The sequence below is a fragment of the Geomicrobium sp. JCM 19037 genome (genome assembly GCF_000698105.1).
Taxonomy (GTDB): domain Bacteria; phylum Bacillota; class Bacilli; order Bacillales; family Marinococcaceae; genus Geomicrobium_A.
In genome coordinates this window covers 15415-38381 of sequence record NZ_BAWZ01000044.1, presented here as the reverse complement: position 1 = coordinate 38381, position 22967 = coordinate 15415, and the positions used below count along the sequence as shown (strand labels likewise).

The following is a 22967-nucleotide window of genomic DNA, read 5'->3' as shown; positions in this document are numbered from 1 at the left end:
TTGCGCAGTTTGTTCCAACTGGAGCGCAGACTCCAGGCTGAAGTGCCAACGACACGTCGGCCCCAGCGGGCCGAAGCCAAATCGAACTCGGTTCGGCGCGGCTCGCGCCGACAGGATGCTCGGTACTTTGGGGCGGGGATGTACACGTGACCCGGTAATCTATTCCCAAGTTTGCTCATTCTACTCCCTATTTTATGAGAATAAACTGCTTTTCCTGCTATTTTTACCAACTTGAGAACAGTTCTGCCTCAATTCGAGAACAGTTCCACTTTCAGAAGCTTACTATGGGTTCTTGAAGAAATTCTTTCGTTTAACTTAACTAGCTCGCCGTTCTCCTAAAAATCCACAAACGGTGTACAACCAAGCGTTTATGTGAGTAAAAACCACCTCAACCTATGTAGAGAACAGAACCAAGCCCAAATTCCTCCATATACTTGAATGTCGGGGTTTGCCTCTATCATGGCCCGCTCAAATCGATGCGGAAACAAACGTGACGGTTCATGTAATTTAAATGATTTGCCAGTGTAAAGTTCAATCCAACAGAGAACATTTGTTATTCTCTGGAGAAGAAGCCTTTTTGGCGCTCTCTAACGGACTGCCCGTTTTCTGCCAAGCACTAGAAACCCTTCTTTACCTAACATAACCGGGCAGACCCCACCGTACTTGCACCCAGTTACTCGACTACCGAAAGTCTAAGACGTTCGGTGAAATCTCCTACTTCAACGACATTAAATCCGTGTTTTTTGTATAAAGGAATGGCTTCGCTTCCTTTGAACACGTGCAATGTGAGGTTTCGCCCATTCTTTCTCTGCTCACGGATAATTCGCTTTAATACGTCTGTTCCGTACCCATAACCTTGGAACTTTGGGTACAGATAAAAGTGCTTGAGCTCATCTTCCCCACCTTCACCTGGTTGTACTGAAACACAACCAATTTCATCATTTTCAATCATCAGTATCGATGTGTATTGTGGCTGAAAAGCTTTGGCGAAATAATACTTCGTTCGATCTACATCAATTTCGTGTCGCTTGAAATCTTCAGCCATCACTGTCGTCCGCAGTGCTAATAGCTTATCAAAATCATCTGCCGTCGCCTGCACATATGTAATCATGAAACCCTCCTCATCCCTTTTATCTATTTCCCCTACAACCTCGGTCATACACATTATTCATGGTTTAGTTTTTATCCAGATAAATCTGTAGTTTGTCCTCTACACAATCAATAACCGAACATTTATAATAGTCAGTGAGTCACCTTCGCACGACTTACTTACCTCAAGCTGTTACTTCTTCAAACCCTCAACTTTGCGATCCTTTATCCCCAACCTTTTGCCTTTATGCACACCTGTCCTTGGAATACGAAAAAGACGAGGTGATTATTTGGGATTAGATATGTATTTAGTCGTTGAAAAAAGAAATGATTTTGATGGTGTATACCATGAAGAGATTGCTTATTGGCGCAAAGCCAATCACATTCATCGCTGGTTTGTTGAGAACGTTCAAAATGAACAAGATGACTGCAAGATGTACCCTGTCAGCCGAGAACAACTTGAACACTTACTTCACGTATGCTCGGAGACGTTAAATGACCCCTCCACTTCCCATTACACGTTGCCCGCCCTAGCTGGTCCTTTTTTTGGAGAGACTTCCTATGACGAATGGTATTACCAAGATGTTTCGTATACGGCACAAGTGTGCAAAACCATCTTGGCTTTGTTTAACTTTAAAAGCGATGCTCGGCTACTTTATTACAGTTGGTGGTGAGGCTTGTCCCTCACATGCATAGCAGCAGTAATGAATTCCACAACCTCTTTAGTCATTGGATAGAACAGGATACTTTCACTCTCATTGGCAATCATGTCCCACGTTTTGCCAAGGAATTGCTCATCCTCACCATACATCTCGTACGTGCCTCTAGCCAACGGTCAAGCAATTGCTGAGCTACGTTAGAAGTCGGCAATTCGTGAAGATTAGAACGAATGTCTTGAATAAGCGCGAGCCATTGCTCTTCCGACTGTTGATCATAACTTATAGAAAGCATTCTTTCTTTTTCCTCATTATTAAGGTATTGGTTCAATGTATCGTCCGCAGGCATCACCCCTTCTTGATAAAGATTCATCACTTGAAAAATGACAGCCCAGTTTACGTCATGTTCAACTTTCACTGAGTAGAGCACACTGCGAATCGCTGTTTCAATTTGGGTTAGCCGTTCTTTTTGTTGTTGCACCATTCGCATTTGCCTGGATAATTCAGCTTCCCACGTGGTTGTTCGTTCATTCATGAACGTCTGTATCGTCTCGAGCGACAGCCCTAAAAATTTCAGCGAGAGTATTTTCTCTAGTCTGAACACTTCTTCATCACTATATAAACGATGCCCTCCCTCTGTTTTGTTATGAGGAGATAGTAAGCCAATCTGGTCGTAATAATCTAACGTACGGATGGTGACTCCCGTTTTTTTGGACAGTGTGCCGATCGTGTACATTGAATTCACCCCTGTTTTAACCTTTACTCATTCCCTATCATTGTACAAAACGTGTCAAATTGAATTGATCAGCTCTTTTGTTTGCATATTTTTTCTCGAAATGTGAATGTTGTTAGCGAGTTGGAAATGCTATGATAACAATAAACACATTCGGGGGAGTGCATGATGGACCAGTGGTATAAAATTGATAATGCCGGGAAAGTCTTTCATGCTGTATCTGAACGTGCGAATTCATCTGTGTTTCGCATTGCGATGATCATGAACGAACACGTACAACCGGACAAGCTGCAAACCTCATTGGATCATGTAATGAAGCGATTTCCGATGTTCGCAGTGAAATTAGGTCGTGGCGTGTTTTGGGATTTTCTCGTTGAGAACGACAAGAAATTATTCGTTAAAGAAGAATCGACATTTCCGTGCTCACCTGTCGACCCGATTGAGACGAACGGGTATTTATTTCGCGTGCTCTATTACAAAAAGCGAATCTCTGTAGAGTTCTTTCATTCGGTAACGGACGGTACAGGAGCACTTGAGTTTCTAAAAGCACTCGTCTTTGACTACTTGAATCAAACGGGTGAACAACCGAACAATGACGGTACAGTCATTGATGTATCGGGTACACCTAGCGAGTATGAGCTTGATGATAGTTATCAGAACTACAAGTCTAGCGATTCATCGAAACGAACGAAGGAAGAAAACGCCTACCAAATAAAAGGAAAACCGATTGAAGAGACCGTAGTGATTCACGGGGTGATGAGTGCACTTGAACTACGAAAAGCAGCGAAAACAATAAATGGTACAATCACTACCTACCTTACTTCGGTCTTAATTATGAGTATTTATCGTGAAAAGCTCCGATTTCGAAACCGTAGTGAACCAATAAAAATTGCCATCCCCGTGAATTTACGGTCGATTTTCCCTTCCAAGTCATTGCGTAATTTTTTTGCGGTCGTGAATGTTGGAATGGAAGTGACCGAAGAAACATCACTGGAAATGATTCATACAGAAGTTGTAGAACAATTAAAGAAAAAAACAGAGCAAGAGAAGTTGCAGCAAGGTTTGAACCACCATGTGAAATTGCAAAACATGCTCACCGCACGGTTCGTGCCAGCGATATTGAAATATCAAGCCATTCGCTACGGCTACAAAAGTTACGGGGAGCGAACGAAAACGCTCACGCTCACGAACATCGGCAACATTTCTTTGCCAAAAGACGTGAGCACAGCGATTGAACAGATGGAAATGGTGATGTATCCAACGAGAAAAAGCCCCATAAACGGGGGAATATGCTCAATTAACGACCGCTTTGTTATTTCTTTCGCTCGGTCGATTGAGGAAAGCGATGTGATCCGTGCTTTCTTCACGCAACTTGTGGAAATATCAGGGATCGATGTCGAAGTTTACTCAAATGACGGAGGATGATTTCCTTGCAGCATTGCGAACACTGTCAAGTGCAAACTCAACAGCAAGTCTGCCCACTATGCAGCCGGAAATTGACTGAAGAAGAACAACTCGCCGATCATTATCCGGTCTACCATAATCGCTCAAAACAACGATACATGAAACAGAAAGTCACACTATTTATCGCTCTTTTAATCATTAGCGGCTCTCTGTTAATTAACCTGCTCACAACACCGGACGTGCTCTGGGTATTTTATATTGTTGGACCTGTGCTGTACGTACTTCTTCTCGTCAATCACACGATACTCTCCCGTGCACACGCAGGTTCAAAAATTATATTTCAAGTGCTCGCACTATCGGCGATGCTCATTGTACTCGATACTGCTGCAGGTGCGACCCGTTGGTCGATCCACTACGTCATCCCTTTTCTCGTCATCAGTGCAACATTAATCGTTACGATTATCATTCTAAACAAACCGATGAAGTGGCGAGAATACTTAGGGTACATGATGACGATGATCGTTCTTGCTTTATGCCTGTTTTATTGTTCTTAAGCTCTCTGTCGCTCGTCTTATGGCCGAGCGCAATCACTGCACTTTATGCGCTGCTTACCCTTATTGGCATGGCACTATTCGCAAATCGTACGATGCGTAATGAATTCGTCCGACGGTTTCATATTTAAGGAGTGCTTTTAATGAATGTACGTCTAGCAACAGCAGATGACGCTTGTTACCTAGCTGATTTGATGACCCAATTAGGCTACCTAACGAACACTTCACGTATGGAACGACGTTTACAAAAATTCTCCACACACCCTGATTATCGAACTTATGTAACTCACGAACACCACTCCAAAGAAATACTCGGCATGATTGGCCTACATGCGAGCATGTATTATGAAAAAGACGCGACATATGTTCGTATCGTCACCTTAGTCACCGATGAGAACCATCGCGGAAAAGGTATAGCTTCTAAGCTCTTATGTGCTGCAGAGGATTGGGGCAAAAGCTTCGGGGCAGACCAGCTTTTTGTCAATACAGGCAACCGCAACGAGCGTCTGCCTGCACAACAGTTTTATGAGTCACAACAGTTCATACAAATCGCCAATGGTTGGGGAAGAGCGCTAAATTAAAAAAGCAGCAGGTTTTGTATACCTGCTGCTTTTTTAATTTCGGCACAAACGGACATTAATTCATCGTGTCAATATCTTGTTGAATTTGCTCCACTGCCTCCGTCATAATTTCATCTGCATCTTCACCATCTGCTAAGAACAACATCGCATCCCCCATTGCCCCAAATACTGGATCAATCTCAGGTACATTTGGCATAGGCTCTCCATTTACAATTTGCTCTGCAAAACCTGACATCAATTCGTCATCCGCTATTTCTGGTGCCTCTAATAACGTTGATACGGCAGGCATTTCACCAGTAGCCATATAATAAGACATGTTCTGCTCATCTGACGTAAGGTGAAGCATAAGGTCTTGCGCCCAATATTGATGTTCAGAATAAGGGGATAAGAGCCATGACTTAAACCCAACAAGTGACGAAGCTGGCTCTCCATTTTCTAAAACAGGAAGCGGAGCTGAGCGCAAGTTCTCCTCACCAATGGCTTCACCATAAGGGTTGATATTCCAAGGACTGTGTGCGAAACGCCAATCTTGCCTTCTGCAAATAACCCGTCTTGAATCTCAGGGTTGATCGATGACGGAATCAAACCATCTTCAAACAGAGACTGAAATCGCTTGGCGCCTTCAATAGCACCATCATTTGCTAAACCAACGTCTCCAACATCGTAACCGCTTTCATTTTCTCCAAATATATAACCACCGTAACCTGTAATAAATGAATGAGAGTAATAATAGATGGGAACAGTCAGGAACCCATATTCATCGTTCCCTGCGTCTGTCAGCTCTTCAGCGATCAGTAACAAATCTTCAATCGTCTCAGGAGCTTCTTCAACGAGCTCCACATTGTATAATAAAGCTGCCGTTTCTGAGACAAATGGTAAACCGTATAATTCCCCTTCATAGGTCATCGCCTGTAAGCTCTCTGGAGTGAATCGTTCGAGTTGCTCTTCATCCAAATCTAGAGGCTCTGCGAGACTTTGCACAGCAAGTTCACCGGTATAATCATGGGGCTTAAAGTATATGTCAGGCCCTGTGCCTGCTGGTCCATCTAGCGCAATGTTCTCGGCTTGGTCATCATAATTCATCCGTGTCAACTGAACTTCAATACCTGTAGCTTCGGTATACTGACTTGCCATGTCTTCAATGGCATTGGCTTGCTCATCATTGTCATGAATCCACATATGTAGCTGATCTGGTTTATCAGGTTCTGCACCTTCACTTTCAGTATTGTCTGGGTCTTCAACACTCGCTTCTTCTTCACGATCCGGGGCACATGCCATGAGCAATAAGCAGCCCGTCGCAATCAAACCGTAGTGATACTTCATATGAATCTCCTCCCTTTTCCGTGCAAACGATTGCACAAAATTCAAAATGTTATAACCCATTTTATTAGACCATACATATTATTCTTTGTCTATCTTTAATGGTAACGCTTGCAATAAGAATGCTTCAAACAAATTTAATGCAATTCCTCAATTCATTAGGCTCCTGAGGAATTGCAAAATAAAAGCAGCTAAAAATTTCCGTAGCCTTTAAATAAGTGCGCTGAGCTAACCTCAAGTCCAAAACAATTTATCCACCCAACCATCGTTTTGCATTCGTACTATACAAAACATGTTCAGACAATCGGTGCGAGGCTGCGATATTTGGGTGTTGGAATGTCTTCTCAAAGGCAAAATTTAAGCGTTTCATCACGCGTATGGACGGTTCGTTCGTACACGCTGTGAAGCTGTAAACATCTGTAAAGCCTAGCTCACTGAAGCCATGGTTTAAGCACGCGGTTGCCCCTTCAGTAGCTAGCCCTCTCCCCCAAGCATTTGGAAATAAACGCCAACCAATTTCGATACACGGGGTGAAATCAGCGGGGAAGGTGGCGTGATGAAAGCCGATAAATCCAATAAATTGTCCGGTTTCTTTCCAGTCTACGGCATACAATCCGTAGCCGTATTCGCTCATTTCTTCAATAATACGTTTCTGTAGATTTGCTGACTCTTCCATTGATAGCGTGCTCGGGAAATGTTCCATCACCTTCGGGTCACTGTTGATCGAGTAAAAAGGATCGGTGTCCCCGGCTTCCCACTCACGTAACTGTAGTCTAGGTGTTTCAATATGAATCACTCCGATCCCTCCTTCATGTTTCGTCATGGCCACACTTTACAATCTGCGCTCTAATTCGAATGGTAAGTAGTCTGATAACGAACTTGCGCGCACAATCCGTAAACTAGAGCGCAGATTTCAGTGACAAGTCGTTACCCGTTGCTGCGTCCATACGTCCACTTTCTCCACACGTATTCCATTGGACCTTGGTTGAATTTCTTTAAATACAGTGTGCTGAGAATAACTTGAACGACGAACAGGCCGACACCGATGAGAAATCCTACTCCTTCGCCTACTTGACCGTACAGTCCAAAGCCAAAGCCATAAAAAACGAAAACGAGTACGATACTTTGCATGAGGTAGTTGGTGAGTGCCATTCGGCCGGCATTTGCAAATGGCTTCAACATTCGTTGCCATGTTTCTTTTTGGGTAAGAAGCACGAGCGAAGAGACGTAGAACAACATAAGAATTGGCCCTGTCAACGTGCGTAACCCTTGGGCTAACCCAAATCCAACTGCACTCGGTAGCGGCGTGAAATTGTGGATGAGTGCGGTAACGACAATTGTTCCTAACAACCTGCCCACAAGCTATGCACCCAAATCTTTTTCCACAACCGAGCGTACTCCTGAGCGTTTTTGAACATCCCCTTCTTCCCAAAATATAAACCGAGCAGGAAAAGAGGAAAAATGCCGGGAATAACCATAAACGCATTGAAGAACATGAGCAAGACGTCTGGCAAGCGCGCCAACCACACTTCTGCATACCCGCCGCCTGCCATCTGCTCTGCCAATGCTGTTTCGTACGCTTTCATCTCAGATAACGATGAGAGGCCCGCGGATTTGGAAAGCTGTATTCCAATTCCACCGAGAACATTTAGTAATGTCAGCAGAACCGTCGCACTAACAAGGATGCTACCCGCCCAAATTAATATGGTCTTTGGCGTTCTTGACACAAAAGCTAGGAGCAAGAATCCTGTAATTCCGTATGTAAACAAAATATCTCCGGACCAAATCATGAAGAGATGTACGAGCCCGATGACGATGAGAAAAACGAGGCGCCGCACGAAGACGCGCGTTGCATTCACATCTTTTTGAAGCAATCGATGATAAAAGATATAAAACCCAAGCCCGAACAACATACTGAACATCGGGTAAAATTTCCCGTCAATAAATGCAGTCGTAAATAGACGAGTTGCCGCATCAAACCCACCACCTGGCAACACATACCCTTGCACTAGCATTACCTCACTCATAATAGCTTGTGACTTGAAAAACGACATGTTGGCTAAAACGATTCCCAGAAGTGCAATCCCCCGAATGATGTCGAGTGATTGAATTCGTTCGTTCGCTGCTAATCCTTGTTGTTTCATGAAATACTCTCCTCTCTATGTATCTATACTATATCTTGCTCACCAATAAAAAATCCGAATCTTAAGCTTTTTTTAATAGAGGAATTTGTGGACGAATCTCGAATGAGTAATCATTAGACAGGAGCGTGAAACATTATGTTAGAACGTGTCGATACGATTTGTGTTACCGTCAAAGACTCCAAGCGTCCATACGCTGGTACCATGAAAAACTACAGTTCACGCTGTTGCACCAGGGTGAACAATATGCAATCTTAGGCTTTGGCGATCATTCAGCGCCTTTCACAATTGAAGAAGGCACGCCTTTAGCAAAAACGAATACGACGTACCCTATATTTTATACGAGTAACATTACACGAGCTCATCAGCATCTTCAAGAGCTTGACGTTCAAGTAAGTTCAATTGAAGAAGATGCGGATCAGCGATTTTTCACATTTTATGATCCTGACGACAACAAAATGCAAGCTTGTTTCTATTAACCCGGTGTCGTTTACCTCTCAATCAAGAAGGGTAAAAAGTATACTAAAAGTAGGAGGTATGAAAACATGAAAAGTACAGACCTTAAAGAACGTGGCTTTAAAGAATACTATGGTGAAAAGATCAATGTCTACTTTAATAAAGACATGTGCGAACACGCGGCAGAATGTGTCGGAAACTCACCAGACGTTTTTGATACAGAGCGACGACCGTGGATTCTTCCCGACAAAGAGAACCCTGAACAAGTCGAACATACGGTCAATTTATGCCCAAGCGGTGCCCTCCAATACATTCATAAGGATCTTCATAATGGAAATCAAGCGACAAGAACGAAAGCATGTGATTGAGAATACAGACGGGGAGATGCTTGCTGAGATCACTTTTGTTCCTTCAGGCAGTTCTATGGTCATTATTGACCATACGTATGTATCTGACGAAATGCGTGGAAAGGGGACGGCTTCTAAGCTAGTCGCTTCCGTGGTGGATGAAATGAGGCAGCAAGGAAGAAGATCATGCCACTATGTCCGTTTGCTAAAGCAGAGTTTGAACGACACGCAGAATACGAAGATGTGCTACACAAAAAAGATTAAATTCAGGGAGTCGAATCATGTCAATTATTCAATTGGATGCACGTTATAGTAACATATACCGTTCGTTACGATTAGAGTCATTAGAACAATGTCCAGAATGCTTTGCATCAAGCGTTGACGAAGAAAAGAGCCTGAATTTAGAAGCGTTCCAAAACCATTTGTTTCGGGATGACCTTGCCACTTTTGGTGCTTTCGATCACGAGAAACTTGTTGGCATGACAACCCTTGCAATGAATGAGCAACAAAAGCTGACACATAAAGCGACCTTGCTTGCCGTCTATGTTACACCTGAGTACAGAGGAAAAGGATACGGCGCACGTCTGTTGGAAAGCGCCATTGACTTGGCGCGAGAAAAAGTCGCTATTGAACAAATACATGTCACGTTAGCAACGAATAACGAAGCCGCCCTTAACATTTACCATCGTTTAGGTTTTGAACAATACGGAAAGATCAGTCGTTCTATGAAGCTAGGACCCGACGTATATTGTGATGAATTACAACTCGTTTTACATCTATAAATCAAGCGCTTGGCCCCATCGACCTTGATGGGGCCAAGCATATTGCCTAAACGGTAGGACGGTGATTGATGACTCGTTTTCTTAGAAGGTTTGCACCTGTAAATCCAGACGCAAAGTACAACTCGTTATGCTCATTAACGGTCATAAGGTGAACGTCGTTTTCAATGAGGCGGTGATGCAACGTTTCTGGATCAATTACTGTCAACTTCCTGCCTGCCGTCGTATAGATGAGTCCGTCCGGAGCAAATCGCAAATGAAATGGGCGCCATTTGCTTGCACTGAAATTACTTGAGTAGATGACTCTACTTTTCACAATTTCAAGCGTGTCAGGATTCATTGCAAACACCGTTCCATCCATTAGCCCCCAAATGAAACCGTCGGGACCGACCGCAAGTTCTCCGATCATTTTTGGTCGCATATCGCTGCCAGAAACGTTCGGGGTGAGTACCGTCTCGACTTCTCCTTTCTCGACATCCCAAACAAACAGCTTCGCATGATCTTCGGTCGGCACTGACCCATCTCCACCCCAAATCGATGTACCTCCGTACACCTTTCCATTTAGATACGCTAGTCCGACAATGCTCTGGTTTTGTACGACATGACGGTGAACGTCCCAACGATCGTTTGTTTCATCATAGATCGATAGCGCACCACCAAGCTGACCGTAATCTGGGATGGTTCCGACGAATAAATGATCGTCCCCAGACGTTAACGTAAACGGGCGGTCTTGGGCTTCACCAATCGCTTTGAACATTTCTGGATTCGTTCCATAGTCAAACGGTTCGGAAGGGTTGTATCGATAGATTCTCGCTTGGCCATACGTACCGAAGTAGACGTTCCCATTCATAAAGCCGATGCCTTCCGATTGTTGCATATTCTCCACGCTATGAAGAATCTCTTCAGAAACAGTATCATAAATCGTCATTCCCCGATGATAACCACCCATATACACGTTGCCATCAAACCCAATTTCTATTGAATGAATAGGCACCCCTGTCGGAGCGGCGTCAATCGTCAAAAACTGAAATTCACCGGATCCAGCTTATATTCAAACGCTTCTGCAAGACGATTTAATCCGATGAGAACGTACTCGTCTTCTTTTTTCAACCAGCCAAGAGACCGCATATCCGCATCAGACAAGTTGCTCACATTAGAAACAGCATGCTCTTTGTTTTCTTCCATATTGTAATAGTACAATCTCGTCCCTCTCGTATAATAAAGATCACGCTCATTATTAGGGTTTGGAGGGGAGATTTCATTTCGGTATCGTAACGTTTGCAGCAGTTCATGGGTCTGTTCATCAATGACGAACACGGTACAACAGCCGGAACGAATGAACAGCTTGCCTGCGTACACTTCAATGTTCGCAATAATGCCCTCTTGTCCGGCATTAGGAATCGGTACTTCGTCGCGGTCTCCTGTTTCACGATCAATTCTCACGACACCCGCTGTCATACCAATACCTGCATAAATGTAGCGATCCGTCGCACCAATGCCACGAACATACTGATCGGTTTCACTCATACTGCCGAGGTTCGTGAACGTTCCACTGGCAATGTCGTATTCAAACACCATAGCGCTCGTCATCGTTCCTCCGTAAATCTTCCCATCTTCTGTTGCGGCTAAATTCCATACCCATGGCTCAGAAGGGTTGGTTCCTAAATTTTCAATGCGTTGTTCTACGCGATCATACCGATACAACATGCGGTTGCTCGTGCCGGAGAAATACACGTTCTCATCTGACCCGATGGCAATGCCCCAAGCCGTATCAATACCTGGGATGCGTTCTTCAAAGATACGCTCACCTGTGTATAAATCAATCACTTGAAAAAGTGCAGGATCTCCATTCGTTGCAAAGAATAACTCACCGTACTCATTTTGAGCAGCATTGGATGTGATCGTGCTCAGAACATATCCCCCAAATCTTCTTTATCCTCGGTATCCAGTTCCAATTGACTCTCCCAGCGAATGTTCAAGTTACGCAAATTCGCCGCCGCTGCCATTCCTGCCGTGATGGACAAAGAAGCGGTCACGGCGTTTTCTGGTGCTCGGCCGTACACATACACGTCCATTCCTTCTTTAGCATCAATATTTGCACTTCGAAATGGCGTACTTGCGGATTCTACCGTCATTCCTTCTTCATCAAAATAGTTCATCTCCAGTTCTACAGAACCGCTTTCCATGACAAGGTCGGCACCTAAGCGGTAAAGCTCATGGGCACTAACCTTTGCTTGCTCACTTGTGAGCGTAACTTCTCCGTCTTTAAAATCAACGGATACGATGTGCAATGACTCACTCATGCTAATCACTCCTTTTCTCATAAAGAGTGATACGTCTTTTATTTTCAACGATCGGTCTTGCTCATTTTCAAAAAACGGGTCCATGAGGCTTGCAATGTGTGGAGGCGCTGGCGCAAATATTCCATGTACGCTTCCTCATAGGTATCATCTATATCGCCGATCTGCTGCTTGGCGATGTGCAACTGCTCAATGACGCGCTCGGCGAGTGCCTCGTTTTCAATGGTTACGGGCGGATCAACGACACGGTGCGGGAACAGCGGGACGTTGAATGCTGTGAATGCGCTCAAAATGTGTTCGAGTTCGGCGTTCATAACGTTGAATGTCCGTACGTCTGTTTCGCCCCACACCGCCCGTGAGAACGCGTAACTATTTTGCGCTTGCAAGTCGTACCATTTCTTGTTGTAAAATGGATCATCCCCGAATACGGAACGACAAGATTAAGCATTCCTTGTACACCCGCGGCGTGATACTCGGCTGCATCTTTTTCGATACGTTTTGGGAGCGGGGGGAACAGGTCGGTTTGCATGAAATGATCGCTATAGTATTCAAATACGGTAACATCATTCGTGGCAAGCCAGTTCGATAACGCTCGGCCCCCGCGCTCGTCTGGTGCTGCGTTCATATGATAATCACGCCCCCAGTAGGCGAATAACGTCGGTAGTTCACTCGATGTGCTCGCGCGTTTCTCTAGCAACCGCCAATCCAACCCGGCATTATACGCAATATGCTCGACAGGGATATCGAGAGCCTCATCCATTCGTTCACAAAAGCGAATGTAATGCGCGAGATCGACCGCACCCGCAATATCCCGTGGCCACAACGATACCTTTGAAATGAGCGGGTTGTCTTTTACATACATTTGTAACTGCTCAATAAACGCTTGCTCGTACTCGAGATCCCCGACTTCTCCATACAATGAAAACTTCTGATTCAAATAATCGATGCTATGTCCACCTAACGTTACCCGGAGTCCACGGCGCTGTAACTCTGGAGCTGCTCGTTCTTTTACTTCGTCCCATACGAGAAACGTAAAAAACAGCTCGTTTAGTTTTTGTTTCGCTGCCCAATCAATGGAAGCGACAATATAGTCGGCATCAAAGTTCACTTCAAATACGAGACCGCGACGTCGGAACTTAGGATGGGAGTGAATGCGAACATCACTCAGTTGCGCGGTCGGACCTACAAACTGCGCGCCTCGATTTGGGTATGGCCACTCCACGCCTAGCACGAGCCGCAAAAAATCGTATACCCCGTATAGTAGGGCCCGCTCACTACCTGCTGTCAGCGTCCACTGTTGGGCACCGGATTGGATCAGAATTTGTTCTGTTTCAAACCGATCGTCTAATTTCATCCGCAAATCCGGTAACGCATACATTGCTTTCATGCGTTTCAACTCTTCTTCAGCAAACGTCCGAGGTGTTGTCACCTTTTCTTCACCCTTTCATGCAAAAATGACCGAGACGACGTAGGTTCGTCTCGGTCAAAGCTTTAATTAGCGATCTTCTAACCATTGCTCACTTTCTGCTTGAGCATTTTCTAGTGCATCCTCAGCATCTGTCCCTCCGGTGAGTGCATCTTCAACTGCCGTTTGCAAAATATACCTTGGTTGTGACGATGACCATGGATAACGAGGTGTCCAAGGACTCGCTGCTGCCTCTAGTACCCCCTCCATCAATTCGAGCTCTTGAATGCTCGCCCAATCACTTGCGGCTTCAACGACGGGTACGCCGCTATGTTGTTCCCACATAAACTCTTGGAAAAAGTCACTTGCCGTAAATTTTAGAAACTCAAAAGCGATGTCTTGGTTCTCACTATCTGCGGCAATGGAAAGTGGACTGCCTGCGAACATACCGCCAATGCCTCATCGTTTTTAAACTCTTGCACGACATGAATTCTGTCTTCTAACCCTTGGGCTTGGACTTGTTGTATAATTTCGGCGGATTCGGCGTGAAGACGGATGGCGATGTTGTTGTTTTCGGTCATCCATTGCTCATTGCCTTGAGCACTCATGTTGCCATCGGGTGTGAATTCATTAATGTCAACTAACCACTCTAATCCAGTGACCATCTCATCTGAGTTAAAGGCGAATTCAATCTCTGACCATTCATACCCTTCTCCCCACTGCCCGTTTTGACCTTCTGCGGCATTGACGAGCTGGAACAACGTACTGTGCTCTCCAGAGAACCAAGCGCCGTAGTTTTGTTCACCGGTCACTGGATTTTCTCCTGTCATCTGTTCCGCTTTTTCAAGAATTTCTTCCATATCTGGGTAATCGGACAGCGGTTCTACTCCCCATTCTTCGAATAATTGCCCGTCGTAGGCAACAAATCGAGAGTCACCAAAGGCAGGCAAACCATAAATGGCTAAGTCATCATCATCTGGACCTTGGGTGAGCCAACCTTCTACTTGATTATCGATATACACATTCAAATCAAAACCGTCTTCATCAATGAGCGGTTGCAGTGGTTCTAACATGCCTTGGGCTGCGAAATCATTAATGCCTGGCATCTGATAAATGTCGGCTTCACCACTGCTCATCATCGCTTGCGTGTTCGCCACGTGATTGCTCCACGGCATAACGATAAACTCTACCTCAATATCAGGGTTTTGCGACTCAAATTCGTCTTTAATGACTTCTAATCCTTCGACTGTTTCCCCTGTAATCGGTCCGTTGTCGAAGACATTTCATAACCGCCTATGAGCGCTACCCGTAGGGTATCGGCGTCTCCTGAGGACGAACTTTCACCATCCCCCGTTGCATCATCTCCTGAGCCAGCGTCTTCTTCACCGTTGCAAGCAGCAAGCGTGAGTGCAGCTACAGCGCCAACCATCCCTACCTTTCTCATCCAACGTTTGTGCACAATAAACCCTCCCCTAAGTTTTTATTCTTTGATTCCGCTAAGTGCAATGCTTTGAATAATGTATCGTTGTAAAAAGAGAAACAACACAATAATGGGTAATACACTCATCGTCGCAAGCGCCATCGTCATCCCTGCGATTTGCGTCTGATTTTGTTGTGAGAAACTGGCTAAAAAGAGCGGGATCGTCTGTAAGCTCTCCGAATTGATGACGACGAGCGGCCAGAGGAATTCATTCCAATTGGACATGAATGACAAAATCACGAGAGTGGCAGTAATCGGGCCTGCAAGCGGCAAGTAAACTCGGAAAAATGTTTTAAACTCTCCTGCCCCATCAATGCGAGCTGCTTCTCGCAACGTGTCTGGCAATTGATCAAAATATTGCTTGCATAAGAAGATGCCTAAACCGTACAAAATGGTCGGTAAAATTAATGGCCAAAACGTATTAATGAGATTCACTTGATTAAACATTTGGTAAAGCGGGATTAAACGCGCTTCAATCGGCACCATCATCGTGGCGAGCACGAGGATAAATAACATTCGTTTGCCTTTAAACCGGCCTTTGGAAAACGCATAACCCCCAAGAAGCGCTGCCGATGCTTGAATCGCGACTGACACAAACGTGACAAAGGCTGAATTCATGTAGGCACGAAAAATTCTTCCATTCTCAAACACGAGTTCATAGTTGAAGAGCGCCGGTTCGTCGGGAATGAGAGATGGAGGAAACGGAATTTGTATATTCGCAAGCCGGTCAAAGCTGACCGTAATCATCCAAATAAAAGGAGCAATAACGATGAGCCCAAAAACGAATAGAAACACTGTGATAAGAGCGTTTATGATTTTACGTCGTTTAGCCACCGGTCTCCCCCCTTACATTCTCACACGTGCTAATCGCAGGTTGATGAGCGTAAGCACGAGTATGATGATAAATAGAATCACTGTTGCTGCTGAAGCGATTCCAAATTCAAAGCCACTGAATCCTCGTTCATAGATGAACAACACCATTGTCTGCAAGGAGCGACTTGGACTTCCTGACGCGCCTCCAAAAACGAACACTTCGTTGAAACGTTGCAGTCCAGCGATCCAACCGATGACGAGTAAGAACGCAAATGTTCCTCCCATATTCGGAATTGTAATGAAGAACCATTTCTGCAAACCACTCGCCCCGTCAATGTCAGCCGCTTCATACAACTCTGAAGAAATCGCTTGTAAGTTTGCGAGACAAATAATAATTACGAATCCGAGCCAATGCCAGACGGTGAGTAGAACGACGCCACCTTTGGAACTATCAGGATGAGATAGCACGAAGACGTCGGTAATCCGAGTGAATCAAGAAAGTAATTGAACAACCCCATTTCCGGTGCAACACAAAGGAAAGATCATCGCCGCTGCGACCATTGAAGTCACGTGCGGAAGGAAAAATACCGATTTAAAAAAATTTTGAAATCTTATGATGCTATTAATTAATGACGCGATAATAAACCCGAGTGGAATGGCAATAAGCAATTGAAAAAATGCTATATAAAAGGTGTTGTACACCGAATTCCAAAACGATGACGAAGTAAGTACTCGTTCGTAATTGCTCAATGCGACCCACGTTTCACTCGTCCCAGATGACCGAAAGAAGCTAAGTCGAAACGATTCATATACCGGGTAGAGAATGAAAAGCACAATCCCAACAATCGTCGGTAGTAAAAACAGATACCATATGTAGGATTGGCCTGATTTCTTCTTTTTAGGAACCGTTGCCGTCATCTCCATCCCCCCCTTAGTTGTCTAATCGTTATACATGATTGTAAAGAATGAGCCTGGCATTGTCTTACTAGTTTCGGCTTACAGTTCTCATTTTCGGCTAAGCCATTTCTTCAATACACGAGCATCATCTAAAAATTGTTGATCATCGTTGCCCCGCACAAATTCCAATAAAAAATATCGGTCAGCACCGGCAAGTTGATCAATGTAACGTAGCCAATCTTCGGCCCCGTCACGAAGTGGAAGACGCGTCGTATCCATCCAGTGAAATACGTGAACGTGACGGATCCAAGTGTGCAACTGTTCAATCGACGCCATCCGCTCTGAGTAGGAAATACTTTCAGCTGGCTGCCAATACAAGCGGACATTTTCGTGATTCGTTTCATTCATTAGTTGCTCGGCGCTTTTGGGCGTGTCAGTGAGTGTCCCTTTATGATATTCAACATCCACCCGTACTCCGGTAGCACGGGCCCTTTCCCCAATGTTTATAAACGCTTCAGTGACAATTGATCGTTCTTCCTCAGTCATCGCTTCAGAGCCTTTGTCCCCTGCCCATACTCGAATGGAAGGTGCCCCTAATGCACGGGCGGTATCCAATATTGGCTGAAAGTCTTCTCCTTTACCGACAACATAATAAGAGCCGTAAGAGCTAACGTCTAACTTCGCCGCCTCGGTCTTTTGTTTGACTTGTTGTGCGTGCAGAATGTCTCCAGGCTTCACATGCACATCCGCTCCCCATTCAATCGCATCTAGGCATGCTGATTTTGCAATCTCAATAACTTCATCCACTGTTTTTTGACGGAATGTAATGGAACAAACTCCGATTTTCATACAACGGCCTCCTTTATGCTTGAATATGAAACTGGGCTCGGGTGACTTCATGTTCCAGTGGCACGCCCGCTTGATAACGTAAGTATTCTTCAACCATAAGCGCACCCATCCGTGCACATTCTCGTTCTTCACTCCCGGCGATGTGCGGCGTCACAATCACATTGTCTAACTTCCACAACGGATCATTACGTAAGGGAGGTTCTGGGTCTGTCACATCCAGCACGGCAGTCAAGTCTCGCCGTTCACCGAACACACGCACAAGATCCTGCTGACGAATAATTTCACCCCGTGCCGTATTAATAAAACTGGCATTGGCTTTCATAGATTGGAAGTGGTCACCGTGAATTATGCCTTTCGTTTCCTCAAGCAGCGGTGCGTGTAAAGATACAACATCAGATTCTGCGAAAATCGCCGCTAACGTCGAGCGCGTAGCCCCTGCAGCTCTAATCTGTTCATCGGTTGCATATGGATCATACACTTGAACATTCACATCAAACGTCTTTAATCGCTCGCATACGAGCTTTCCGACTTTACTTAAAGAGATGATGCCAACGGTTGAACCGTATGCACCCGCAATTTCACGATACGGTTTAGCCGGAAACGATTGATATTCCTTTACACGTCGGATCATCGGCCATCCTTGTTTTAGAGCAAATAGAATTTGTGAAAGCGTATATTCTGCGACAGGGATGGCATTTACGGCATTTGCAGATGAAAATCGAATGCCTCGTTCCCAAGCCGCTTCTGTCACGATCGTTCGCAAAGATCCCGCTGCATAAAAAAACGCTTTCAGTTTGGGGGTTGCCTGCAGAAACTGCTCATCGAGGGTCGGGCCACCCCATCCTGAGAAAATCACATCCACCTGTTCTAGCGCTTCTTTATGTTTATACACGTCCAAAGTGTCCATCGGTGCTCGAAGCACGTGGCTCGCTTGTATGAGACGGTCGCGGTCAGCTTGGGCGTATACGCGTTCTAAAGACGATAAATTCATAATGTACAGACTATTAATCATACAATCTCTCCTATCTATACATAGTTAAGCAAATCAATTGTGTGCTGTCTTACTGAATTAAGAAACGTTTCTTATTTTCAGAACGTATTATTGATAGATCTTGTCGTTCTGATGACGGTACGCATTCGGAGGCATACCTACCGCATTCTTAAAGATTCGATAAAACGTTGAAACCGATTCAAACCCTACTTCAAAACAGATTGAAATAATATCTTTATCCGTATTTAACAATAGATTCTTGACGACGCGGATGCGAATTTCCGTTAAGTACTGCATCGGGGTTCGGTCATACCGATCTTTAAAAATCGTTTGGATGTAGCGTTTGCTCACATTCATCATGCTCGCCATATCTTCAGCACTTTCAATATCAAAATAACGCTTATCAATATACTCTTTTAAACGTTCAGCAAGACCGGTGTCCGATTGTTTCCGCTGATCATCAGTTGTTCGTATGATGAGCACAAGAATCTCCATTAAATGTGCCTGGATAATTAAAGACTGAAGTTCATCGCCATAACGCTTTTCATAGAGCATTTTCCGAAGCAATTGTTTAAAATCGTTGCACTCATACACGTTCAGATTCAGAACAGCTGATGTTGAAAACGCTTGGGGTAACAAGATATTACGACCATTCTCCTCGAGATCGAGTTCCGTAAAGTCTAGAACAAGGTTCGTCATTTTCGTTTCCGCATGAATGGAATGTAACTGACGTGGAGCAATGAGAATCAAGCTGTCCTTTTTTATCAGTTGCCGTTCATGTTGGAAACCACACACACCTGAACCTTCTAACACGTACAAGATCTGAAAGCGATCGTGCGAGTGTTCTTTAACCGAATCGTGTTCCTTATGATTGCTTTCATAGATGTTCAAGAAACTCACCCTTTCTATTTGTCCATAAAAAGCAACGACACTAAAAAACTTACCCTTGTTCTTTTTCTTCGTCTAAAGGTAACGTATACTACAATTAAAGACGTCAACAAAGGAGTCGGTAAACGTGAAGAAGCTATCTGTCCAAACAAAAGCAGAACGCTCCATCGACTACACGCACGTACAAAATGGCATGAAAGGCATCTGTTTTATGTTTTCAGGGCTTGGTTATACGTATGACAAACCCCTGTTTCACTATGCCTCTATGCTCATGAAACAAAAGCAAATCGACTTTGTTCATATCGAATATTCATATAGTCCAGAATTATTCGAATCGGATTTCGAGACGATTTTAGAAGAGATGATGAACGACGTCTCCCCTGTTGTTGATGACATTCTGCGGGAAGGTCATTACCAAGAAACCATTTTCCTCGGTAAGTCCATTGGTACAATTCCGCTCATCGGCGGACTGTTAGAAGATGAACGATTCCACGATGCAAAATGGATTGCCCTTACCCCGCTCGTGAAACTTGAACCTTTAAAGGAGTCATTACTCGCCACGAAAAACCGAAGTCTACTCGTCATTGGCGACCAAGACCCACATTACGATGAAAAGATTGTGCAGCAGTTACAAGGATTGCATCAAGTCAACGTCGTTCCCCACGCCGATCACTCCCTTGAAGTGGAGGATACTGCCACGTCCCTTCAAATTATGAGTGATACCGTACAATCAATTGCAGATTGGGTAAACAGTTAAATCGTAAAAAACCGAGAGCACGGCTCATCGCCGTGCTCTCGGTTTTTATACATTTTAGAAGGTCGGGAAAGTGTACTTTTAGTTCAGAGGTTCATCACTCTACTGTTATTTCTTTACGCATCTGTAAGTGTAGCCCAAGCCTCCGATGAGACGGTTGAAGCTGGGGATGTTAGAGCGTCGTCCATAAAACCGTCACGTTCGCTTCCGCATCGAGTTGCCCGAGCAACCCTTGCATCAGAGTATACACAGATGTTTGATTTTACTGTATACCGAAGTTGAGGAGGTATTTGCTCACAAAAACCGCTAATTGTATAACCGTTAGGGAATTTTAGCAGATCAGTGATCTATATAGAATGAACTTAACATTTTCCTAATTGCACAGTTTGTTGCTTTCCACTGCACGCGGATGCTTACACTTCAGAGCATAACGACGAAACGGTTCACGTTTCGGCCTACTGGTCACGGTGTGGAAAGATGCCCAAATGTCCCATATATTCATTAATGTGACACTTGAGAAGGAAAAATCATCATTTTAAACGTGGATGCGCACATAAATGGATTCAACGGTCACAAATCCCGATATATGTGACCGTTGAGGCCGAAAGCCGCCGGTTTGAGGCTGAATTGTCACATAAGTGACAGGAGATCACATGCTTGTGCCAGGTGGTGACCCTAGGTCACAACTTTTTACCCTTCGGCAAACGTTTTCCGTGTTGCCAGCAACCCTTGCAGTGACGAACAACCATCGGCACCGAAGGTGCGATGATAGACAGAATTGTCCTCGGCATGACTCATGCCGACAGCTTGTTGGCGTTTGAACGAAATCGAGAGGGGGGACTTGGCAGAAGCTTTTTCATACCTAGTATGTGCTGTTAGCAGTAACCGGATAAGCGCAAGTATGCCTCGCTAGGTATCACAATCTAAAGACAGGCATATCTAAATACCAGGCATCCCTGCACCTGGCGTGCGATCTAAGGGGAAGGCTAAAATACGCTAAACCTTTGGGGCACTTTGCCGAGCAAAGTGCCCCAAAGGTTGTTTTACGTTTGCCATTCGTTCCGGAGCATGCCGTATACAACATGGTTGTGGTAGGTTCCGTTGACGTTTTCTACTTCTCTTAGTGTTCCTTCAGCGGTAAAGCCTAGCCTTTTAGGGATGGCTTGGCTCTTGTCATTCCCTTCGGCTGCTCGTATGTCGACTTTATGCATGGCCAATGTTGAGAAGGCACGGTCAACCAATGTTCTTGCTGCTTCGGTCATTAACCTTTTCCTTGATGAATCTCACCGATCCAGTATCCAATGTAAGCCGTTTTGTTTTGCCAATCAATGAGGTTGAAGCTGATGACACCAACGACTTGATCTTCTTCTAGGATTACATACGTCTCGCCTTTTTTATCGTTCATCGCATTCAACGAGCTTTCAATAAACGCTTCGGTATGTGATATGTTAGTTGTTTTGTCCACCCACGGCAACCACGTGCGTAAATACTCTCTGCCCGTTTCGGTGAGAGCAAATAGTTGCGGAGCGTCTACTAGGGTGATTTTTCGGATTGTCACAAGTGTCAACGCCCTTTCTTATACCCAGCTTCTGCTTTTTCTTTCACTTCTTGCAAGTTGGAACCAAGCCCTGCGGTGATGACCGCCACATATCCTGCTTCGATCAGCGGAGCGTCACTGATTTCAATCGTGCGATCAGGGTACATTTCTTGGACAATTTCTGCGTTCATCTTCGCACTACCGATATCGTAAAAGACGAGAATCTCTTTCTGTTCACCGATTCGCTCAATCACCGGTGTGATGCGGTCAACACTTGTGCCAATTTCTCCATCTTCGAGCCACCGACAGCCATGACCTCCACTTCGGCATTCGCTTCTGATAGTAGTCTAGACGCTCCTCGTGCCAGTTCTTCAACGTGAGAAAGTAGTAGAATGGTTACGTTCGACATTAATCATCGGCTCCTTTCATAACCCGAGCCAGTGCTTGAAAAAGATAATAGCTTGAGACCGCGCCAGGATCCAGGTGTCCAACTGAACGCTCACCGAGTAAAGCCCCTCTGCCACGTTTCGCTTCTAACGCTTTCGTGCGCTCCATTGCATCGAGAGAAACGTCAGCTACTCGGTCCCAATCAAGCCCATGCTCACGAACCGATTCACCAACAGCCGACCACACATCAAGCAATGTTGCTTCTCCAACTTCAGCCTTACCGCGCTTAGCGATTCCTTCTGATGCACTCTCCAAACCGTTGCCCCAGTTTACTTCGTCCTTAAACGAGGCGCTTAGTCGCATAAAGCCCGTCCCGAGCAATGGTCCTGATGCCCCTCCAACTTTTGAAATGAGCGTCATCCCGATTTTTTGAAGTGTCGTGGCGAATGTCTCGCCTTCCCAGTTTGGAAGTTCCTCGACAACCGCCTGAAAACCTCGATTCATGTTCGTACCATGATCCCCGTCGCCAACTTCTTGATCGAGTGCCGATAGTTCTTCTTTATTGTCTTGAATCAATTGGTATGTTTCTTTCATCATTCGTGCAATTGT

At 44.9% G+C, this 22967-nt stretch carries 32 protein-coding genes and 2 pseudogenes; 9 read left to right on the top strand and 25 right to left on the bottom strand.

Annotated features, from left to right (window positions below; translation table 11 throughout):
• Window positions 1–673: 673 nt before the first annotated feature.
• Complete coding sequence (locus JCM19037_RS19240) at window positions 674–1111, bottom strand: GNAT family N-acetyltransferase (protein WP_042403848.1); 438 nt, start codon at window positions 1109–1111, stop codon at window positions 674–676.
• Between the two features lie 268 nt (window positions 1112–1379).
• On the opposite strand from JCM19037_RS19240, the gene JCM19037_RS19235 reads away from it, so the two are divergent.
• A complete protein-coding gene (locus JCM19037_RS19235) occupies window positions 1380–1763 on the top strand; it encodes a hypothetical protein (RefSeq protein WP_042403845.1) in 384 nt (127 codons plus the stop codon).
• Window positions 1764–1854: 91 nt separating this feature from the next.
• Here JCM19037_RS19235 and JCM19037_RS19230 read toward each other — a convergent pair whose 3' ends face one another.
• The gene (locus JCM19037_RS19230; protein WP_052364094.1) at window positions 1855–2481 is read right to left on the bottom strand and encodes a MerR family transcriptional regulator; all 627 of its coding nucleotides are present in this window, start codon (window positions 2479–2481) and stop codon (window positions 1855–1857) included.
• 162 nt (window positions 2482–2643) lie between these two features.
• Here JCM19037_RS19230 and JCM19037_RS19225 point away from each other — a divergent pair, with 162 nt between their 5' ends.
• From JCM19037_RS19225 to JCM19037_RS19215, 3 genes and pseudogenes are all read left to right on the top strand, one after another.
• Complete coding sequence (locus JCM19037_RS19225) at window positions 2644–3903, top strand: alcohol acetyltransferase (RefSeq protein WP_238544817.1); 1260 nt, start codon at window positions 2644–2646, stop codon at window positions 3901–3903.
• Window positions 3900–4564 (top strand): annotated as a pseudogene (locus tag JCM19037_RS19220) (DUF6320 domain-containing protein). The gene JCM19037_RS19225 and the pseudogene JCM19037_RS19220 overlap by 4 nt, the downstream one beginning before the upstream one ends.
• Window positions 4565–4576: 12 nt before the next feature.
• Window positions 4577–5014, top strand: a complete 438-nt coding sequence (locus JCM19037_RS19215; protein WP_052364093.1) for a GNAT family N-acetyltransferase — start codon at window positions 4577–4579, stop codon at window positions 5012–5014.
• Window positions 5015–5069: 55 nt separating this feature from the next.
• Here the strand turns inward: JCM19037_RS19215 and JCM19037_RS28835 are convergent, their stop codons facing one another.
• From JCM19037_RS28835 to JCM19037_RS19195, 5 genes are all read right to left on the bottom strand, one after another.
• The gene (locus tag JCM19037_RS28835) at window positions 5070–5477 is read right to left on the bottom strand and encodes an extracellular solute-binding protein (RefSeq protein ID WP_052364092.1); all 408 of its coding nucleotides are present in this window, start codon (window positions 5475–5477) and stop codon (window positions 5070–5072) included.
• Window positions 5450–6337, bottom strand: coding sequence for an extracellular solute-binding protein (locus JCM19037_RS28830; RefSeq protein WP_052364091.1), 888 nt, complete (start codon window positions 6335–6337; stop codon window positions 5450–5452). The genes JCM19037_RS28835 and JCM19037_RS28830 overlap by 28 nt, the downstream gene beginning before the upstream one ends.
• Before the next feature lie 247 nt (window positions 6338–6584).
• Entirely contained in the window at window positions 6585–7130 is a 546-nt protein-coding gene (locus JCM19037_RS19205) for a GNAT family N-acetyltransferase (protein ID WP_042403855.1), read from the bottom strand.
• A 131-nt stretch (window positions 7131–7261) separates the two neighbouring features.
• The gene (locus JCM19037_RS19200) at window positions 7262–7693 is read right to left on the bottom strand and encodes a DUF418 domain-containing protein (RefSeq protein ID WP_042403842.1); all 432 of its coding nucleotides are present in this window, start codon (window positions 7691–7693) and stop codon (window positions 7262–7264) included.
• The gene (locus tag JCM19037_RS19195; RefSeq protein ID WP_042403840.1) at window positions 7678–8478 is read right to left on the bottom strand and encodes a DUF418 domain-containing protein; all 801 of its coding nucleotides are present in this window, start codon (window positions 8476–8478) and stop codon (window positions 7678–7680) included. The genes JCM19037_RS19200 and JCM19037_RS19195 overlap by 16 nt, the downstream gene beginning before the upstream one ends.
• A gap of 125 nt (window positions 8479–8603) precedes the next feature.
• Here JCM19037_RS19195 and JCM19037_RS19190 point away from each other — a divergent pair, with 125 nt between their 5' ends.
• The 4 genes from JCM19037_RS19190 to JCM19037_RS19175 all read left to right on the top strand — a co-directional run bounded on the left by JCM19037_RS19190 (window position 8604) and on the right by JCM19037_RS19175 (window position 10060).
• Window positions 8604–8954, top strand: a complete 351-nt coding sequence (locus tag JCM19037_RS19190; protein WP_081829447.1) for a VOC family protein — start codon at window positions 8604–8606, stop codon at window positions 8952–8954.
• A gap of 66 nt (window positions 8955–9020) precedes the next feature.
• Entirely contained in the window at window positions 9021–9299 is a 279-nt protein-coding gene (locus tag JCM19037_RS19185; protein ID WP_042403836.1) for a (4Fe-4S)-binding protein, read from the top strand.
• Complete coding sequence (locus tag JCM19037_RS19180; protein WP_307189877.1) at window positions 9262–9591, top strand: GNAT family N-acetyltransferase; 330 nt, start codon at window positions 9262–9264, stop codon at window positions 9589–9591. The genes JCM19037_RS19185 and JCM19037_RS19180 overlap by 38 nt, the downstream gene beginning before the upstream one ends.
• A complete protein-coding gene (locus JCM19037_RS19175) occupies window positions 9560–10060 on the top strand; it encodes a GNAT family N-acetyltransferase (protein WP_042403834.1) in 501 nt (166 codons plus the stop codon). The genes JCM19037_RS19180 and JCM19037_RS19175 overlap by 32 nt, the downstream gene beginning before the upstream one ends.
• A 46-nt stretch (window positions 10061–10106) precedes the next feature.
• Here the strand turns inward: JCM19037_RS19175 and JCM19037_RS23525 are convergent, their stop codons facing one another.
• The 14 genes from JCM19037_RS23525 to JCM19037_RS19125 all read right to left on the bottom strand — a co-directional run bounded on the left by JCM19037_RS23525 (window position 10107) and on the right by JCM19037_RS19125 (window position 19683).
• Window positions 10107–11078, bottom strand: a complete 972-nt coding sequence (locus JCM19037_RS23525) for a hypothetical protein (RefSeq protein ID WP_052364090.1) — start codon at window positions 11076–11078, stop codon at window positions 10107–10109.
• The gene (locus JCM19037_RS23520; protein WP_052364089.1) at window positions 11075–11884 is read right to left on the bottom strand and encodes a hypothetical protein; all 810 of its coding nucleotides are present in this window, start codon (window positions 11882–11884) and stop codon (window positions 11075–11077) included. The genes JCM19037_RS23525 and JCM19037_RS23520 overlap by 4 nt, the downstream gene beginning before the upstream one ends.
• 80 nt (window positions 11885–11964) lie before the next feature.
• The gene (locus JCM19037_RS19165) at window positions 11965–12360 is read right to left on the bottom strand and encodes a hypothetical protein (protein WP_042403832.1); all 396 of its coding nucleotides are present in this window, start codon (window positions 12358–12360) and stop codon (window positions 11965–11967) included.
• Between the two features lie 44 nt (window positions 12361–12404).
• Window positions 12405–12671, bottom strand: a complete 267-nt coding sequence (locus JCM19037_RS19160) for a hypothetical protein (protein ID WP_042403830.1) — start codon at window positions 12669–12671, stop codon at window positions 12405–12407.
• Window positions 12668–13786: a hypothetical protein gene (locus JCM19037_RS19155; protein ID WP_042403828.1), complete on the bottom strand. Its 1119-nt coding sequence runs from the start codon at window positions 13784–13786 to the stop codon at window positions 12668–12670. The genes JCM19037_RS19160 and JCM19037_RS19155 overlap by 4 nt, the downstream gene beginning before the upstream one ends.
• A 66-nt stretch (window positions 13787–13852) precedes the next feature.
• Window positions 13853–14209: a hypothetical protein gene (locus tag JCM19037_RS23515; protein ID WP_052364088.1), complete on the bottom strand. Its 357-nt coding sequence runs from the start codon at window positions 14207–14209 to the stop codon at window positions 13853–13855.
• Window positions 14140–14943: an extracellular solute-binding protein gene (locus JCM19037_RS23510; RefSeq protein ID WP_238544819.1), complete on the bottom strand. Its 804-nt coding sequence runs from the start codon at window positions 14941–14943 to the stop codon at window positions 14140–14142. The genes JCM19037_RS23515 and JCM19037_RS23510 overlap by 70 nt, the downstream gene beginning before the upstream one ends.
• Before the next feature lie 53 nt (window positions 14944–14996).
• On the bottom strand, window positions 14997–15221 hold the full coding sequence (locus JCM19037_RS23505) for a hypothetical protein (protein ID WP_052364086.1): 225 nt from the start codon (window positions 15219–15221) through the stop codon (window positions 14997–14999).
• 21 nt (window positions 15222–15242) lie between these two features.
• Complete coding sequence (locus tag JCM19037_RS19145; RefSeq protein ID WP_042403826.1) at window positions 15243–16076, bottom strand: carbohydrate ABC transporter permease; 834 nt, start codon at window positions 16074–16076, stop codon at window positions 15243–15245.
• A 12-nt stretch (window positions 16077–16088) separates the two neighbouring features.
• On the bottom strand, window positions 16089–16523 hold the full coding sequence (locus JCM19037_RS27780; RefSeq protein WP_238544814.1) for a carbohydrate ABC transporter permease: 435 nt from the start codon (window positions 16521–16523) through the stop codon (window positions 16089–16091).
• Window positions 16524–16547: 24 nt separating this feature from the next.
• A complete protein-coding gene (locus tag JCM19037_RS27775; RefSeq protein ID WP_238544813.1) occupies window positions 16548–16973 on the bottom strand; it encodes a carbohydrate ABC transporter permease in 426 nt (141 codons plus the stop codon).
• A gap of 87 nt (window positions 16974–17060) precedes the next feature.
• Complete coding sequence (locus tag JCM19037_RS19135) at window positions 17061–17801, bottom strand: sugar phosphate isomerase/epimerase (RefSeq protein WP_042403824.1); 741 nt, start codon at window positions 17799–17801, stop codon at window positions 17061–17063.
• 13 nt (window positions 17802–17814) lie between these two features.
• Complete coding sequence (locus tag JCM19037_RS19130; protein WP_042403822.1) at window positions 17815–18813, bottom strand: hydroxyacid dehydrogenase; 999 nt, start codon at window positions 18811–18813, stop codon at window positions 17815–17817.
• An 87-nt stretch (window positions 18814–18900) separates the two neighbouring features.
• On the bottom strand, window positions 18901–19683 hold the full coding sequence (locus JCM19037_RS19125; RefSeq protein WP_052364085.1) for an AraC family transcriptional regulator: 783 nt from the start codon (window positions 19681–19683) through the stop codon (window positions 18901–18903).
• A 124-nt stretch (window positions 19684–19807) separates the two neighbouring features.
• Here JCM19037_RS19125 and JCM19037_RS19120 point away from each other — a divergent pair, with 124 nt between their 5' ends.
• Window positions 19808–20437 carry an alpha/beta hydrolase gene (locus JCM19037_RS19120; protein ID WP_042403818.1) on the top strand — a complete coding sequence of 210 codons (630 nt, stop codon included), beginning with the start codon at window positions 19808–19810 and terminating at the stop codon, window positions 20435–20437.
• Window positions 20438–21477: 1040 nt separating this feature from the next.
• Here the strand turns inward: JCM19037_RS19120 and JCM19037_RS19115 are convergent.
• From JCM19037_RS19115 to dhaL, 4 genes and pseudogenes are all read right to left on the bottom strand, one after another.
• Window positions 21478–21992, bottom strand: a pseudogene (locus JCM19037_RS19115) (GNAT family N-acetyltransferase).
• Between the two features lie 5 nt (window positions 21993–21997).
• Complete coding sequence (locus JCM19037_RS23500) at window positions 21998–22225, bottom strand: PTS-dependent dihydroxyacetone kinase phosphotransferase subunit DhaM (protein WP_052364084.1); 228 nt, start codon at window positions 22223–22225, stop codon at window positions 21998–22000.
• Window positions 22222–22380 (bottom strand): hypothetical protein, encoded by a 159-nt coding sequence (locus tag JCM19037_RS27770; RefSeq protein ID WP_238544812.1) that lies wholly within the window; start codon window positions 22378–22380, stop codon window positions 22222–22224. Before JCM19037_RS27770 ends, JCM19037_RS23500 begins: the two co-directional genes overlap by 4 nt.
• Window positions 22380–22955 carry a dihydroxyacetone kinase subunit DhaL gene (dhaL, locus tag JCM19037_RS19105; protein WP_042403816.1) on the bottom strand — a complete coding sequence of 192 codons (576 nt, stop codon included), beginning with the start codon at window positions 22953–22955 and terminating at the stop codon, window positions 22380–22382. The genes JCM19037_RS27770 and dhaL overlap by 1 nt, the downstream gene beginning before the upstream one ends.
• Between the last annotated feature and the right edge of the window lie 12 nt (window positions 22956–22967).

Coding starts and splice junctions, on each gene's coding strand:
- JCM19037_RS19135 (WP_042403824.1), bottom strand. CDS start 17,801: ATGAAAATCGGAGTTTGTTCCATTACATTCCGTCAAAAAACAGTGGAT.
- JCM19037_RS19165 (WP_042403832.1), bottom strand. CDS start 12,360: ATGAGTGAGTCATTGCACATCGTATCCGTTGATTTTAAAGACGGAGAA.
- JCM19037_RS19225 (WP_238544817.1), top strand. CDS start 2,644: ATGATGGACCAGTGGTATAAAATTGATAATGCCGGGAAAGTCTTTCAT.
- JCM19037_RS27770 (WP_238544812.1), bottom strand. CDS start 22,380: ATGTCGAACGTAACCATTCTACTACTTTCTCACGTTGAAGAACTGGCA.
- JCM19037_RS19130 (WP_042403822.1), bottom strand. CDS start 18,813: ATGATTAATAGTCTGTACATTATGAATTTATCGTCTTTAGAACGCGTA.
- JCM19037_RS19175 (WP_042403834.1), top strand. CDS start 9,560: ATGTCAATTATTCAATTGGATGCACGTTATAGTAACATATACCGTTCG.
- JCM19037_RS23515 (WP_052364088.1), bottom strand. CDS start 14,209: ATGTTCGCAGGCAGTCCACTTTCCATTGCCGCAGATAGTGAGAACCAA.
- JCM19037_RS19230 (WP_052364094.1), bottom strand. CDS start 2,481: ATGTACACGATCGGCACACTGTCCAAAAAAACGGGAGTCACCATCCGT.
- JCM19037_RS19240 (WP_042403848.1), bottom strand. CDS start 1,111: ATGATTACATATGTGCAGGCGACGGCAGATGATTTTGATAAGCTATTA.
- JCM19037_RS19215 (WP_052364093.1), top strand. CDS start 4,577: ATGAATGTACGTCTAGCAACAGCAGATGACGCTTGTTACCTAGCTGAT.
- JCM19037_RS19195 (WP_042403840.1), bottom strand. CDS start 8,478: ATGAAACAACAAGGATTAGCAGCGAACGAACGAATTCAATCACTCGAC.
- JCM19037_RS28830 (WP_052364091.1), bottom strand. CDS start 6,337: ATGAAGTATCACTACGGTTTGATTGCGACGGGCTGCTTATTGCTCATG.
- JCM19037_RS27775 (WP_238544813.1), bottom strand. CDS start 16,973: ATGACGGCAACGGTTCCTAAAAAGAAGAAATCAGGCCAATCCTACATA.
- dhaL (WP_042403816.1), bottom strand. CDS start 22,955: ATGATGAAAGAAACATACCAATTGATTCAAGACAATAAAGAAGAACTA.
- JCM19037_RS19160 (WP_042403830.1), bottom strand. CDS start 12,671: ATGAACGCCGAACTCGAACACATTTTGAGCGCATTCACAGCATTCAAC.
- JCM19037_RS19180 (WP_307189877.1), top strand. CDS start 9,262: ATGGAAATCAAGCGACAAGAACGAAAGCATGTGATTGAGAATACAGAC.
- JCM19037_RS19185 (WP_042403836.1), top strand. CDS start 9,021: ATGAAAAGTACAGACCTTAAAGAACGTGGCTTTAAAGAATACTATGGT.